Annotated in this window: 15 protein-coding genes; 7 read left to right on the top strand and 8 right to left on the bottom strand. The window is 64.8% G+C overall.

Features of this window, described 5'->3' with window-relative positions:
• Window positions 1-27 precede the first annotated feature (27 nt).
• Genes AC1DEK_RS03040 through AC1DEK_RS03055 form a run of 4 tightly spaced genes read left to right on the top strand, consistent with a single transcriptional unit; the run spans window position 28 to window position 4,067 of the window.
• Complete coding sequence (locus AC1DEK_RS03040) at window positions 28-708, top strand: DUF3348 domain-containing protein (RefSeq protein ID WP_478123708.1); 681 nt, start codon at window positions 28-30, stop codon at window positions 706-708.
• A 10-nt stretch (window positions 709-718) separates the two neighbouring features.
• Window positions 719-2,809, top strand: a complete 2,091-nt coding sequence (locus AC1DEK_RS03045; RefSeq protein WP_478123709.1) for a DUF802 domain-containing protein — start codon at window positions 719-721, stop codon at window positions 2,807-2,809.
• Window positions 2,809-3,459 carry an OmpA family protein gene (locus AC1DEK_RS03050; RefSeq protein WP_478123986.1) on the top strand — a complete coding sequence of 217 codons (651 nt, stop codon included), beginning with the start codon at window positions 2,809-2,811 and terminating at the stop codon, window positions 3,457-3,459. The genes AC1DEK_RS03045 and AC1DEK_RS03050 overlap by 1 nt, the downstream gene beginning before the upstream one ends.
• Before the next feature lie 14 nt (window positions 3,460-3,473).
• Entirely contained in the window at window positions 3,474-4,067 is a 594-nt protein-coding gene (locus AC1DEK_RS03055; protein WP_478123987.1) for a DUF2894 domain-containing protein, read from the top strand.
• Here AC1DEK_RS03055 and AC1DEK_RS03060 read toward each other — a convergent pair whose 3' ends face one another.
• From AC1DEK_RS03060 to AC1DEK_RS03075, 4 genes are all read right to left on the bottom strand, one after another.
• A complete protein-coding gene (locus AC1DEK_RS03060; protein ID WP_478123710.1) occupies window positions 4,068-4,547 on the bottom strand; it encodes a hypothetical protein in 480 nt (159 codons plus the stop codon).
• A 65-nt stretch (window positions 4,548-4,612) separates the two neighbouring features.
• Window positions 4,613-5,512 (bottom strand): aldo/keto reductase, encoded by a 900-nt coding sequence (locus tag AC1DEK_RS03065; RefSeq protein ID WP_478123711.1) that lies wholly within the window; start codon window positions 5,510-5,512, stop codon window positions 4,613-4,615.
• Window positions 5,509-6,801 carry an NTP/NDP exchange transporter gene (locus tag AC1DEK_RS03070; RefSeq protein ID WP_478123712.1) on the bottom strand — a complete coding sequence of 431 codons (1,293 nt, stop codon included), beginning with the start codon at window positions 6,799-6,801 and terminating at the stop codon, window positions 5,509-5,511. Before AC1DEK_RS03070 ends, AC1DEK_RS03065 begins: the two co-directional genes overlap by 4 nt.
• A complete protein-coding gene (locus AC1DEK_RS03075; protein WP_478123713.1) occupies window positions 6,798-7,541 on the bottom strand; it encodes an NADPH-dependent F420 reductase in 744 nt (247 codons plus the stop codon). Before AC1DEK_RS03075 ends, AC1DEK_RS03070 begins: the two co-directional genes overlap by 4 nt.
• Window positions 7,542-7,644: 103 nt before the next feature.
• Here AC1DEK_RS03075 and AC1DEK_RS03080 point away from each other — a divergent pair, with 103 nt between their 5' ends.
• Window positions 7,645-8,151 carry a hypothetical protein gene (locus tag AC1DEK_RS03080; protein WP_478123714.1) on the top strand — a complete coding sequence of 169 codons (507 nt, stop codon included), beginning with the start codon at window positions 7,645-7,647 and terminating at the stop codon, window positions 8,149-8,151.
• Window positions 8,148-9,509, top strand: coding sequence for a GAF domain-containing protein (locus AC1DEK_RS03085; RefSeq protein ID WP_478123715.1), 1,362 nt, complete (start codon window positions 8,148-8,150; stop codon window positions 9,507-9,509). Before AC1DEK_RS03080 ends, AC1DEK_RS03085 begins: the two co-directional genes overlap by 4 nt.
• A 3-nt stretch (window positions 9,510-9,512) precedes the next feature.
• On the opposite strand, the gene AC1DEK_RS03090 is transcribed toward AC1DEK_RS03085, so the two are convergent.
• Window positions 9,513-10,226, bottom strand: coding sequence for a hemerythrin domain-containing protein (locus AC1DEK_RS03090; protein WP_478123716.1), 714 nt, complete (start codon window positions 10,224-10,226; stop codon window positions 9,513-9,515).
• A gap of 220 nt (window positions 10,227-10,446) precedes the next feature.
• Here AC1DEK_RS03090 and AC1DEK_RS03095 point away from each other — a divergent pair, with 220 nt between their 5' ends.
• Window positions 10,447-11,256, top strand: a complete 810-nt coding sequence (locus AC1DEK_RS03095) for a TetR/AcrR family transcriptional regulator (protein WP_478123717.1) — start codon at window positions 10,447-10,449, stop codon at window positions 11,254-11,256.
• Here AC1DEK_RS03095 and AC1DEK_RS03100 read toward each other — a convergent pair whose 3' ends face one another.
• The 3 genes from AC1DEK_RS03100 to AC1DEK_RS03110 all read right to left on the bottom strand — a co-directional run bounded on the left by AC1DEK_RS03100 (window position 11,257) and on the right by AC1DEK_RS03110 (window position 14,599).
• Window positions 11,257-12,312 (bottom strand): sugar phosphate isomerase/epimerase family protein, encoded by a 1,056-nt coding sequence (locus AC1DEK_RS03100; RefSeq protein ID WP_478123718.1) that lies wholly within the window; start codon window positions 12,310-12,312, stop codon window positions 11,257-11,259.
• Entirely contained in the window at window positions 12,309-13,514 is a 1,206-nt protein-coding gene (locus AC1DEK_RS03105; protein ID WP_478123719.1) for an ABC transporter substrate-binding protein, read from the bottom strand. The genes AC1DEK_RS03100 and AC1DEK_RS03105 overlap by 4 nt, the downstream gene beginning before the upstream one ends.
• A gap of 65 nt (window positions 13,515-13,579) precedes the next feature.
• Window positions 13,580-14,599, bottom strand: coding sequence for an aromatic ring-hydroxylating dioxygenase subunit alpha (locus AC1DEK_RS03110; RefSeq protein WP_478123720.1), 1,020 nt, complete (start codon window positions 14,597-14,599; stop codon window positions 13,580-13,582).
• Between the last annotated feature and the right edge of the window lie 60 nt (window positions 14,600-14,659).

The raw sequence follows: 14,659 nt of genomic DNA on the forward strand, positions 1-14,659 counted from the left end.
GACTGCTCGGTTTTTCCAATTGGCAGCATGGTGCAAGTGCAAGTGTCCCGGCGCACAGGTTTCACCGGCTCGGCGCTCACTCGCTTGCTCGCTCGACTGACCGACATCGACGTTCCTGAATCCCGACAAGCCTTCGCGGATCGATTGAGTCATTGGGTCAGCTGGACCGACGCCATCTCGCTCTCCGCAGTGCTCAATGGTGCTCCCGCGGCAGCGCCTGCGAAAGCCTCCGGATCGTCCAGCGCCGAAGAAGCGGAATGCGCCCGCATTCGCGCGTCGTTGGTCAACGCGATCACTGAAGGCGGCGCAAGCGGGGCCGACTTCCCGCCGTACAAGCAGCGGTATCTCTCAAGGCAGCAGGCCATGGAAGTCGCCATCGGCCCTTTGCGTGGCCGTTTGCGCGCCAAGCTGGCAGCCAGGTCACCGTCACTCTCCCGGCTCGCCGCCGTGGACGCCGTCATGGAGCAAGCCCTGGATCCACACGAGCACCGTTTGCTGGCAACGGTGCCGGGACTGCTCGAAAAGCACTTCAAGCGCTTGCGGCAGTTTGCACAGTCACAGGCACAGGCGCCGGTTTCCGAGGACGAAGCGCAGCCGGACGCGTGGCAGGACGCCTTCCGCAAGAACATGCAAGCCGTGCTGCTCGCCGAACTGGAAATTCGATTTCAACCGATCGAAGGGCTGCTGGAAGCCCTTCGATCGAGCTAACCAAGCCGACATGAACAGATATCTTTCTTACGCCGTCTTCCTCGTGGGCCTGGCCGCCGTGTGCTGGGTCGGCGCCGGGTACATCGGAACCAATCCCTTGGCCCTGGCGATCACGTTGCTGGTCGGCGCGTTCTACCTCATGGGCGCGCTCGAATTGCGCCGTTTTCATCAAGCAACAGCCACGCTGACGCATGCCGTGACCGAGATGCCGCAAGCGCCGACCGACCTCGGCGAGTGGCTCGGCACGCTGCACCCCTCCCTGCGCAACGCGGTACGGCTGCGCATCGAAGGCGAGCGCGTCGGCTTGCCCGGCCCTGCGCTGACGCCCTACCTCGCCGGCCTGCTCGTCCTGCTGGGCATGCTGGGTACCTTTCTCGGGATGGTGGTGACGCTCAACGGCACCGGCTCGGCCCTGGAAAGCGCGACGGACCTCGAAGCCATCCGCTCTTCGCTAGCCGCGCCCGTCAAGGGCCTGGGGCTGGCGTTCGGCACTTCAGTCGCCGGCGTGGCCGCATCCGCGATGCTGGGCCTTCTGTCTGCGCTCTGCCGACGCGATCGCCTGCAAGCCGCGCAAATTCTCGACACTCGCATCGCGACCACGCTGCGTGCGTTCTCGCTGGCGCATCAACGCGAGGAGTCGTTCAAGCTCTTGCAGCAGCAGAGCCATGCGATGCCGGCACTCGTCGATCGGCTGCAACTGATGATGGCGACGATGGAAAGGCAAAGCCAGGCCCTGAACGAGCGCCTCATCTCAGGGCAGGACGATTTCCATGGCAAGGCAGAGCTTGCGTATGCAGGCTTGGCGTCGTCGGTGGGCCGCTCTCTGGAGCAGAGCCTGACCGAAAGCGCTCGCGTGGCCGGAGCGACGTTTCAACCTGTCGTCGAAGCGGCCATGGCGGGCATCGCGCGTGAAGCGGCTTCGTTGCACGCGACCATCGAGCAAAGCGTCCAGCGTCAGCTCGACGGGCTGTCGAGCCGCTTCGAAACCAGCACGACCACTGTCGCCGACATCTGGAAATCGGCGCTCGTCGAGCATCAGCGAGCGAGCGAGGCCCAATCGAAGGATCTGCGCATCTCGCTCGATCAGTTCGCCGAGACTTTCGAGCAGCGCTCGGCGTCGCTGGTCGAAGGTGTCTCCGCCCGCCTCGAAGCCGCGGTCGACGGCGTCTCCAACAACTGGCGAAGCGCTCTCGAACAACACGAGCGCGTCAGCCAGGATGTGTCGAGCGAGACGCGGCGCGCGCTGACCACGGCGGCGGCCACCTTCGAGCAGCATTCGGCTTCACTCCTGCAAACCGTCGCGCAGGCGCACACGGCTTTGCAGACGGAAGTGGCGTCGCACGACCAGCAACGGCTGTCCGCCTGGAGCGATGCACTCGAAGCCATTGCCGTGTCGCTGAAGGAAGAGTGGCAGCAAGCGGGCGCGCGCACCGAACGCCAGCAACAAGATATCTCCAAGACGCTGGCCGACACCGCCATCGGCATCTCCGCTCAGACCGAAGCCCACGCGAAAAACACCATCGCCGAAATCGCCCAGCTCATGCAAGCCGCTTCGGAAGCGCCTCGCGCCGCAGCGGAGGTGATCGCCGAATTGCGCCAGAAGCTGTCGGACAGCATGGCCCGTGACAACGCGATGCTGGACGAACGCAGCCGCATCCTCGAAACGCTGGAGACGCTGCTCGGCGCCGTGAACCACGCTTCCACCGAACAGCGCGCGGCCATCGACGCGCTGGTCGGCGCATCAGCCGATCTGCTGGAACGCGTCGGCACCCGCTTCACCGACAAGATCGAAGCCGAGACCGACAAGATGACCGGCGTCGCCGCGCAGATCACCGGCAGCGCCGTCGAAGTGGCGAGCCTGGGGGAGGCGTTCGGGCTCGCGGTGCAACTGTTCAGCCAGTCGAACGACAAGCTGGTGGCGCATCTGCAGCGCATCGAAGGCGCCCTCGGCAAGTCGATTGCGCGCAGTGACGAACAGCTCGACTACTACGTGGCGCAAGCGCGCGAAGTCATCGACCTGAGCATCATGTCGCAGAAGCAGATCGTCGAGGACCTGCAGCAGATCGCGAGCAGCCGCTCGGCCGTGGGCAGCGAAGCGTGATGGTGGACGATCTCGACGCCGGCGCGGAGCCGACGGTGCCCGTGTGGGCCGTCTTCGGCGACCTGATGTCGGGGTTGCTGGGCGCCTTCGTGTTGATCCTCGTCTGCGCGATCGGCATGCAGCTTGAATTCACGTCCAGGCTGCAAGCCGAACTCAAGCAGAAGCAGGTGGAAGCGCAACGGCTGCAGGCGCTCGAAAAGGCCCTGGCCGGCCCCTTGGCGGCAGGCCGGGTCACGCTGAACAACGGGCGCATCGGCATCAGCGGCAGCGTGCTGTTTGCGGTCAACTCCGCCGAATTGCAGCCGGAGGGACGGCAACTGTTGAAGACCCTCACGGGGCCGCTCGCCGCCTATCTACAGTCTCGCGAAGAAATCCTGATGGTGAGCGGCTTCACGGACGATCGTCAGGTACGGGGCGGCAACCGCCAGTTCGCGGACAACTGGGAGCTCTCGGCGCAACGGGCGCTCACCGTGACGCGCGCATTGATCGAGGAAGGCATTCCATCGTCCTCCGTCTTTGCCGCGGCGTTTGGTTCCGAGCAGGCAGTGGCCTCGAATTCCGACCCCGAGGGGCGCTCGAAAAATCGCCGCGTGGAGATGGCGCCGACGCCCAAGCGGACCAACGCAAGCCTTAGCGCGAAGGCACCGTGAGCGATCCCATCGCGATGATCGATACATGGCGGCAGCGAGGCGACGATCGCCTCGACCCCGTGCGCTTCCGGCTCATCGAAGCGATGGTCAAGCGCTCGGCGGCGCACGAAGGTGATGCTCGGCAAATCCTTGACGACAAGATTGCGAAACTGCTGGCAGCGTACGGCGACGACGTCGAAAAGGCGCGAGCTCCTGCAGAGGACATTGCGCCACCGGCGGACAAGCACCACCCCGCCCGCGGCCCTCTTGCGGCCCTAGTCGAGCACATCGCACGGCATGCGGCATCGCAAGGCGAAGGTGACGCCCAAACGCTGCACGGTATTCCTGCTTCCTCCGAACTGAAGACCCTCAGCTACTTCAGGAGCACCTGGTCGAAGCTGAGCGCCGATCGGCGACTCACGCAATCACTGGCAAAGGTGCCGGAAAACGCCGGACCCCTCAACTCGCATCACCTGGTGCATCGATCGCTCACCCTGATGCGCGATCTGTCGCCGGAGTACCTGAACCGCTTCATGGCGTACGTCGACACCTTGTCATGGCTCGACCAGGCGAATGCGATGGGCGCGGAAGCCCCGCCGAAGAGAAGTGCTCGGTCGCGATCGGGCTGACTACTGCACCCGGATCCAGCCCACCGGGCAGTCCTGAAGGGTCGGGTAATAGCCGGGGGGGTTCTGGCAATACCAGAGAGCGGGGACACCGCTCACGAAAACCACGGGTGGCGGGCCGAAGAACACCGGACCGCCGACGATCACTGCGCCCCGGAACGGATAGCCGCGGTGAACGAAGCCTGGATGAACGAACCCGGGATGAGCAAAACCAGGACGAACGAAGCCCGGGCGGGCAAAGCCTGGGCGCGCAAAACCCGGATGAGCGAACCCAGGGTGACCCGAAAAGCCGGGGCGCACGACGACAGCGCGTTGTCCGCCAAAGTTACCACCGGCGAAGCCCCCCGGCGCAGCACGAGCCGGCGCCCAGCCCCGGCCGCCGCCGTGAAATCCACCGCCTGCTTGCATGCCGTTGAAGGCAAGACTCGTCGTCGTGACGCCAGCCATGGCGACGATCATCAAGGCCTGTGCGAGACGCTTCATGGCGAACCTCCGCCGAAAGTCCATGTTCGACTTCGGCTGACGCCTGCGAGTTTCAGGATTTCACGTCAGAGGTTCTGGACAAAAGCAACCATTCGTTGACGCTGCTCGGCAGTGGGAAGCCGCCCCCGCATGGCGCCGAGGTTGTCAGCCATGTGCGCCGGATCGGAAGTGCCCGGAATCACTGCCGTGACGCGCTCGTCGCCAAGCAGGTATTTGAGAAAGAACTGCGCCCAACTGCCCGCGAACTCCGCCGCCCAGTCGGGAACCGGCTTGCCGCGAACTGCCCGGAACAGCCGCGCGCGGCCGAATGGCAGCGCGGTCAGCACGCCAGCTTGGACCTCCGCCGCCAGCGGCAGGATGCGCACTTCGGCTTCGCGGTCATCGAGCGAATAGCCGATCTGAACGAAGTCCGGCCTTTCGCGCCGCAGCACCGCTTCGATGGCCGCAAAGTCGCGGTGTGAAGTCGATGTGATGCCGATGTAGCGGCAAACGCCCTGCGCCTTCCACGCCTTGAACCGGGCGAGCGACTGGCGCGGATCGCGCACGTTGTGCAGCTGAAGCAGATCGATCTTTCGCGTCGCGAGGCGATTTTGCGAGCGCTCGAGCTCCGCCGCGTCCGGTTCTTCGAGCTTGGTCGCGACGAATATCTTGTCGCGCCAGCTGCCGGACGACATGACTTGCCCCAGCACCTGCTCGGCATCTCCGTAGACAGAAGACGTATCGACGAGCCTTCCGCCAGCGTCGAGCAAAGTCCGAACGACCTGCGTTGCGGCGTCGCGCGTGCGGGCGTCGTCGCTGTCGAACACATTTGCGGTGCCGAGGCCCACCGCCGGGAGCCGTTCACCCGTGCTCGGAATGGCCCTCTCGATGATTGGACCCTGCTTGTCCTGCGCAAATGTGGCCTCAGGCAGCAGACCCGCCGCTGCAAGCGCCGAAAAACCTCGCCGTGTCAGTCCTGTCGTCATTGCAGATCCCCTTGCGCGCGGATGCCCTGCAAGGATGCGCGCCGCTCCTGCGTACGGCCCAGCGCCGTCGACAGAAGCAGCCACGCGAGCACCACCGGTACCGCGCACAACGCGATGGCGCCGATCTTGAGTCCGATCGCCTGCAAGCTGTCGAAGACCCAGCCGTAGAGCGCGTCGGAGCCTCGATAGATCACCACGTCGATCATGTTCTTCGCCTTGTATTTTTCCTCCCGGCCGACCACGGTGAAGAACACCTGGCGCGCCGGGTTGGCGATGGCGAAATTCATCCACCGCTGGGCGACCTGGAAGACGATCACCACCATCAGGCCCGGCATCCAGGCCAGCACGAGAAAGCCGACGACATACACCGCCGGCAATGCGGCCGCCGCGATCCCGGTGCCGAATCGTTGCATGAACCGGCCCGTAGCAAAGACCTGCGTGGCCAGCGTCAGGAGGCCGACGATGAGATCGATGCTGGCAAAGATCCGTGTTTGCGCGCCCGCCCCGTGTACGGCCGCCGAGACCACGTTGGCCTGCACGAAATACAGGATGGTCGCGCCGAAAGACAGCAGGCTGACCCACGCTCCAACGCCCAGCAGGTACGGCGACCGCACCAGCCCCGAGAGCGCAGCGAAGGCGCTCCCACCCACGCGACGATCTTCACGCCGGGCCCCTTGCGGCGAACCCGCGCTGCGTTCCAGCCGGTAGGCACAGAACACGGCGACCTCGATGAAGACGATGGCCGCGATCAACAGGTTGTGCGGGCCGAGCGGTACCGACAGCAGGATGGTAATCACCGGCCCCAGCAATCCCCCGGCAGTGCCCCCAGCGCCGATGAAGCCGAAGAGCCGCTTGCCCTGCTCGCTGGTGAACAGGTCCGCCATGAACGACCAGAACACCGCCACCGCGAAAAGATTGAAGACGCTGACCCACACGAAGAACACGCGCGCCACGATCACCGGTGCGATGCCAAGCTCCAGCAGCAGCCAGAAAACCGCCAGGTTGAGTACGAAGAAGTGATAGACGATCGGGATGAAGCGCGCCCGCGGCAGCCGGGCCACCAAGGCGCCGTAGAGCGGCTGCGCGGCCAGCAGCGTCACGAAGGTCGCCGTGAAGAGCCATGGCAGCGCGCGCGTGCCGCCGGCGATGCCCATCTGGTCGCGCAACGGCCGCAACACGTAGTAGCCCGCCAACAGCGCAAAGAAATAGCCGAAGGACCAGAGCGCCGCCGCCAGTTCCTGCGGGGTCGCAGGAACCGCCCGCCGCAGCCAGCGCTGGAGCGGCGTCATGGCGCCAGCGACAGCTTCTGCTTGAGTTCGGCCGCCGTGACCGACTGGCCGTAGCCGGGGCCGCCGCGCTGGAACTTCCGGGCGTCGGCCAGCTTGCCGACCACGACCGGATCGAAGCCCGCATCGCGCACCAGTCCGGCAGCAATCTTCACTGCCTCGGGATCGTCGCCCGCAATCGGGACCGCCAGCTTCGGATCAGGGCGATGGGCTTCGCGCGCGAAGATCATGTAGGACATGGTGTTGAACGCACGCACCAGGCGAGCGCCCGACAGGTATTTTTGCGACACCACACCAATGCCTTCCTGCTCCACCTCGTCAGCCACGGTGCCGTCGCGCGACGACACGGCGTTGCAGGCGTCGAGCATGACCTTGCCCTTGAGCGCAGCGCCATAGTCCTTGCCGATTTGCGGCAGCGCACCATAGGGCACCGCGATGAAGAGCACGTCCCCGAAGGCGATCGCCTGCTCGACCGTGCCCGCGCTGGCGCGCGAACCGAGCTCCCCGACGAGGCCCTTGAGTTCCTCCGGATGGCGCGAGGAGAACATCACCGGATGGCCTGCCTTGACCCAGAGCCCGCCGATCGTTCCGCCGATGTGCCCCGAGCCGATGACACCAATGCGCAGGCCGGCCGCGGCCTGCGCCGACGCGGCATGCGGTTTCAACGCCGCGAGAGCGACCCATGCGCCGCCGGCGCCCAGCAGCGAGCGGCGGGTGCGATCGAGGGAGTGATGCCTGACCATCGAAGCCTCCTGCGTTGACGAACCGGGCTGGCTCGCGACCCATCATCTTCCGCCGGAACGCAAACTTTTGCATCAAAATGCCGGTCTCCGCCGATCCTCTCCCATGGCCGACATACTTTCCCGTCCGCTGCTGAGCCCCGAGCACATCGCGCTGATCGACAAGGGCATATCAGCCAACGTCGCGTCGCGCAACGCCGCACTTCGCCCCAGCGTGATGCGCGCGGTCGGCGCCAGCATTTCCCAGGACGGGACCGAAATTACCGTGTTCGTGTCGCGCAGTCATGCGCGGCAGCTTCTGCAGGACATCGCGGCAACCGGCGAAGTCGCCGTTGTCTTCAGCGAGCCGGTGAGTCACCGGACCGTGCAGGTGAAGGCAAGCAAGGCTGAACTCCGCGCCGCAGAGGAACGCGATTTGCCGGTGCTTCGGCGCTATGGGCAATCCATGGAACACGAGCTGAGCCTGGTCGGCTGCGACCTGCCCTTCGTGCATACGCTTCTGGCGTTCAAGCTCGACGAGCTGGTGGCGGTGCAGTTCAGCCCCGATGCAGCCTTCGACCAGACGCCCGGCCCGAAGGCTGGTACCGCACTGCCCGGGACCGCCACGCCATGAACGCGGTGAATCCTTCACCGTCGCTGCATGCGATCCGATCGTGCTTCGAAGGGGCGATCCCGGCCATCATGTCGACGTGCGCGGAGGACGGCACACCCAATGTCGCGTACATCTCGCAGGTCTATTACGTGGACGAGCGACATGTCGCGCTGTCTTTTCAATTCTTCAACAAGACGAGGCAGAACATCCTCGCGAACCCGTACGCGAGCGTACTGCTGATCGACCCTGCAACTGCCAGATACCACCGGCTGCACCTGCATTACCTGCGAACCGAAACCAGCGGTCCGCTGTTCGAGCGCATGAAGGCACAACTCGCGGGCATCGCGTCGCATTCGGGCATGGCGGGCGTCTTCCAGTTGCGCGGGTCCGACGTGTACGAAGTCGAAGCCATCGAAAGCCTTGAAGGCGAACGTGTGGCGGCCTCGCCGCCGAGGCCCGGACTTCTGGCCGGAGTTCGCCGGGCGGCCGAGCGGCTCGCCGCCTGCAGCGCCACCGATGACTTGCTGCAGACCGCACTGGCGGCGCTGAACGATAACCTGGACGTGCGCCACGCCATGGTGCTCATGCTGGACGCTGCAACCCAGCGCCTCTACACCGTGGCGAGTTGCGGCTACGCGACTTCCGGCGTCGGCTCGGAAATCGAGGTCGGTCATGGTGTGATCGGGGTGGCCGCGCGTGAGCGCACACCGGTTCGCATCAGCCACGTGACCCATGCGGCCAGCTACAGCCATGCCGTGCGCAGCAGCATGCGCGAAATCGAGCCGGGCATCGTGCTTGACACGGAGATTCCGTTTCCGGGCCTGGCCGAGCCGCACAGCCAGCTTGCTGTTCCGATCGTCTCGGGCGGGCGGCTGCTGGGGGCGTTGTTCGTCGAAAGCCCGCTGGACATGCGCTTCGGCTTCGACGACGAAGACGCGCTGGTCGCCATCGCCTGCCATCTCGGCGCGGCACTGGAACTCTTGCGCGCCGCGGACGAGCCGGCCGCTGCCTCGGAAGAGCCCGTGCCCGCCCCTTCGCCTTCCGCCAGCGGCGCGCCCACGCCCGTGCGCCACTACCTGGCCAACAACAGCGTCTTCATCGGCGACAGCTATCTCATCAAGGGCGTGGCGGGCGCCATCCTCGGCAAGCTGCTGCGCGAATATGCGCAGCAGGGCCGCACCGACTTCACCAATCGCGAGCTCCGCCTCGATCCCGCCATCAAGCTGCCTGATCTTTCCGACAACCTCGAAGCGCGGTTGGTCCTGCTTCAACGCCGGCTTGCGGAAAACAGCCCTCACCTGCGGATCGAGAAAACCGGCCGCGGCCGCTTCAGCCTGCGGATCGAGCGGCCGGTTGCGCTCACGGAGATCGCCGGCTGACATTCAGGCCGGCAAGCCGAGGCCGGCGCCGAGCTTCGCCCACTCGCGCTCGGTCAGGTGCGGGCGCACCACGTCGAGCACTGCGGCAAAGGCGGGTGCCGGCGCGTGCGCGCGCATGTCGCTCAGCATCACGACGCGCTCGCGAGGGTTCATGTAGGGGACCATCCAGCGCACGATGAACATCATCTCTTCGGGCGGAATGGAGGCGACGAGCGCGCCGTGGATCTGCTCGAGTTCGGCGTCCGTGTAGCGCGCCCAGAGCACGGCGTTGTGCGCTGTTTCTTCCACGTGCATGTGCTCGAAGTTGTGCGCGATGAAAACCGACAGCGCGCGATACAGCGCAAGCGTGCCTTCGGCGCGGCGGGCCGGGTCGCATTGCAGCAGTGCGGTGGTCTGCCGAGCCAGTGCGTGGATGGCTTGAACGTGTTCTTCGTGCTCGTGCGCGATCTGAGCGCTGGAGCCGGCCGCGCGGGCTTCGAGAGCGGCATGCACGAAATCGTTCTCGTGCTGCAGATGCGAACGGCAGATCTCCAGCAGTTGCAGGAGGCGCTGTGTGGTTTGCGCAAGCTCCAGATCATCGTCGCAGTCCATGCGGCCGAGTGCAAGGAGGTTGTCGGCCATCAGCGCACGCAATGCCTTGTGGATGCCGACGTAGAGATCGACGCGGGGTTCCGAGACCGCCGCGACCTGGCGCATTTCGCGCGGATCGATGTTCATGAGAGTCCTTCATTCCGGTTCAGCGGAGGCGCCCCATGCGCCCTCCTGCTGGGAAAGAAGTCTAGGAATCCAAGCCTTGGCGCGCCGCTAAGAAATGCTTAAGCAATCCTTCAGCAAACCTTAAATTGCGATGTATGCCGAAGGTGGGGTACGGTCGCATGCATGCGAGAGAATGAGCGCCGTGCATGTGCATGTGCCTTGACGACGGGAGCAACCCAGCGTGTCAGATCGATCACCTTCAGCCGCTCGCAGCGGCCGCCGCGCAGTGCGGGCGGACGATGCGCCTCCCGCCGCGGAAGGCGGACCCACCCGCCGGCGCCTGCGCCGCGAGCGCACCGATCTCCTGGAGACGCGCATCCTCGATGCGGCCATCGAGGAATTCGCCGAGCATGGCTTCGCGGGCGCGCGCATCGAGCGTGTCAGCGCCGCCGCAGGCACGGTCGACCGCATGCTGTACTACTACTACGGCAACAAGGAGCGGCTCTACCAGGCGGTGCTCGCCAAGATCTACGAAGGCATGATCGGCGCGCAACGCGAGTTCGTCTCCCCCGAAGACCCCGTGGAAGGGATTCGCCAACTGGTTCTTCACTCGTGGGACCACTACCTGTCGCACCCGAACCTGGTGCGTTTGCTCATGAACGAAAACCTGCTGCGCGGCAAGCACATCCGCCAGTGGCTTCAGGTCGAACGCGTCACCCTCCCTCTCGTCGAAACGGTTCAGACCCTGCTCGAGAGTGGACAAGCCAAGGGCGTGTTTCGCCGCGACGTGTCATCCGAACACGTGCTGATGACGATCATGTCGCTCGGCTTTTTCTATCTGTCGAACCAGTACACCTGTTCGGCGTGGCTCGGCGCGGACTTGATGAGCCGCCCGCGCCGCACCGCTTGGCGAACGCACATCTGCGACGTGGTGCTGACCATGCTGGCATCTCAGCCCGCACTCGCGACGTTGGCGCCTGCCGACGGCGCCTCACCAGAGCCCAAGAAGACCGCGAAGCCGAAGAAGAAGCCGGCGTCGGACGCAAAGTAATCAGGCGTCCGACTGCGCCCAGGCTTCGCGAACAAAACGCGCGATCGCGGCGTTCTGGCCGATCAACGAGAAGCGCGCGTTGTGCGCGTAGTCGGGCAGGTTGATCATCTCGGTCGTGATCCAGCGCAGCGGCGAGTCTTCATGACTGCGGTGGTAGGCCAACACCTTGCGCACGACCTCCTTGGTGCAGTCGAGCTGCTTCTCGTCCCACGGCGAATGCCATTCGCCTTCGGCCGGCGCGGTGAAAGGATAGAGAATGCCGCGCCCGGGCTCGCCACTTCGATAAGGAAAGATCGAGTGATCGGGCACCGCCGCCACCATTTCGGCCGGATCACTGATCGACCATCGGTTGCGCGGCCCGTTCGGCGCCACGCTGCGCACCTGGAGCCAACGCACGATGCCCATCTCGAGCCACTGGTCGACGAAGTTGCCGGGTTGAAATGGGTCGAGCACTGCGTGTCCGGCAGCGACATCGTCAGTCAACCCGCAGATCGCCAATTCCTCAGCATTTCCCATCTTGAAAATGGCATGGCTGTAGTCGAGCGTGAAGTTGAACGGAATGCCTCGGTCCTTCACCGCACGTGCAACCGGCGCGACCCGCCGCGGGTCTTCGCTCCACATGTTGACGTGAAACTCGAAAGCCGGTTCGATCCCCAGCCTCATGCCTTCGTCGTAGGCTCGCAGATAGAAGTCGACCACCCGAGCGTTGTCGATCGGACGGCCGTTCGCATCGTGCCAATACAGCATGATGTTGTGCGTGTTTGCGCCCACCGCCGCCGCAAGCCGAAGCTTTTCCGCCAGCAGCGGCTCGTCGCGCTCCAACGCATAGAACCAACTGGCGGTATGAACCGGCAGCCGATAGCGCTCGGCGCAGCGCAGATACTCGTCGATCTGCCCTGGCATTGGGAGCCGATCGAAAAAGTCGAAAGCGCCAGCCTCCCGCACGAGCCTGAACTGCTCTTCGACGGATGCCTCCATGAGCGAAACAGGCGCGTCCATCGATGACGCCTGCGCGCCCCGACCATTGCAGCCGATCGGTGGAAGCACTGCGCTCATGAGGGATTGCGCAGCTTTTTGATCTGCTCGTCGGACGGCTGCAGCTTCGCGCCATCGAAGTAAGTGCCCGAAGGCATCACGCCCTTGCCGTCCTTGACCGCCGTGCGCCCCACGTAGATGCCCAATGTCGACTGGTTGTCCTGCGGCCGGAACACGACGGGCCCGAAAGGCGATGTGAACTGCAGTCCCTTGAAAGCCGCGACGAGCTTCTCGGTATCCGTCGAGCCCGCCTTCTGAACGCCGGCTGCGATGGCCTTCACTGTCGCATAGCCGACGATCGAATTCAGACGCGGATAGTCGTTGTACTTCTTCTGGTAGGCCGCAAGAAAGGCCTTGTGCTCGGGTGTATCGATGTTGGCGTAGGGGTAGCCCGTCACGATCCAGTTGTCCGGCGCGTCGCCCTTGAGTGGATCGAGGTACTCGGGCTCGCCCGTGAGGAGGCTCACCACTTCGACCCCGTCGAAGAGGCCCCGCGTCTTGCCTTCTCTGGCCAGCTTCGTGAGATCACTGCCGAACAGCACGTTGAAGATCGCGTCTGGCTTTGAATCCGCGAGAGCCTGCACAACCGCGCCGGCGTCCACCTTGCCGAGCGGCGGCGCCTGCTCCGCGACGAACTCGATGTCAGGCTGCGCCTTCTTCATGTTCTCCTTGAACGCCGCTACTGCCGCCTGGCCGTACTCATAGTTGGGGTAGACCAGCGCCCAGCGCTTCTTGTGCAGCTTCACTGCCTCGCCGATCACCGAGGTAGCGAGCGCGTAGGTGCCGGAGCGCAGGCGATACGTGTAGCGGTTGCCGTTGTCCCAGACGACCTTGTCGCTCAGCGGCCCTGACGCCAGGAAGAAGACCTTCTTCTGCTTGGCGAAGTCGGTCAACGCGAGCCCGACGTGGGACAAGGTCACGCCGGCGAGGATGTCCACGTTCTCCCGCGCGAGGAGTTCTTCGGCTACGCGAACCGCATCGCCCGGGTTGGCGTTGTCGTCCCGGAACACTGTCTCAAGCTTCTTGCCGAGCACGCCGCCGGCCGCGTTGATCTCGTCCTGCGCCAGCTGCCAGCCCTGCTTGTAGGGCACCAGATTCTGCGGCAGCGCCTTGTAGCTGTTGATCTCGCCGATCTTGATCGTCCCTTGGGCGCCGGCCTGCGCACCGACGATGCAGATACTGGCAGCCACGACGCGTGCTGCGGCGGAAATGACGGATTTCATCGCGGGATCCTTTCGGGGGGGAATTCAGGACATGAAGCAGGACGTAAAGCAGAACGCTGCGCGGCTCAACGGTCTCCGGCAGCCATTTCCTCGACGATGCGCCGCATCTTGATGGACGATCCGTCCAGGCCGAGTTGGATGCGGTGCCACTGGCGCGGCTTGTCTTCGTTGCGCTGGATGGCTTCCAGCACGTGCTTGTCTTCATTGAAGGCGAGCCGCAGGTTGCTGCGCAGGCGCTCGTCGATGACGGGGTCCGAGGGTGAGTTCTTCAAGCAGAGCCAATGCTGCACACAAGTGCGTTGATCGACGGGCGTGATGAAGTGGCACGCGAACATCTGGATGCAGTCCTCGCGTTTGCCCTCGGGTGCACCGGTGCCGGTCTTCGCGGAGCCGAAGTCGATGACGGCGATGCTCGGCGCGTGATAGTGGTAGTAGTGCCAGCGGTCGACGTTCCCGCCGAAATCCTTCAGGCCTTCGAACAGTGGGATCAGCGGACCATCGATCACCCAGCGCCAGGTCACGACCTTGTTGCCCTGGCGCTCGTGCTGTACCCGCGTTTCCTCGCGGCCGGCGCTCGCCAAAGTGGTCTGATGCACATAGACGACGTGCGTCGGGTCGCACAGGTTGTCGGCCAGGCTCAGGTAGTTGGCCTGTACCAGCAGCGCATCGCCTTCAACCACGCTGTAGTGGGGGTCGTCGTACTCCGGCAGATGAAAGACCTGGCTGCGGTCGGCGCGCTCCGGGTCTCCCATCCACACCCAGACCATGCCCATGCTCTCCGCAGTCGGATAGCTGCGCACGTGAAAGCTGGGCGGTATGCGTGCCATCCCCGGCGCGGCGACGCACTGACCGGCGCAGTCGAAAGTGAGCCCGTGGTAGGCGCATTCGATGGCATTGCCGCGCAGCCGGCCGATCGACAGCGGTGCGAGCCGGTGCGGGCACGCGTCGTCCAGCGCGGCGACGATGCCGTCCTCGGTGCGATAGACGGCGAGATCCTCCTCGAGAACCCGACGCGCGACGATGTCGCGTCCGACGTCGCGAGACCATGCAAGGGGGTACCAGGCGTTGTAGGCGTAGGCGGTCATGTACTGTCCTCGAAATTTCTTCGGCAGGTCGCTGGACGGCAGTGATGTGCAGAAACCATG

It is taken from the genome of Variovorax sp. 10N420 (genome assembly GCF_056394705.1).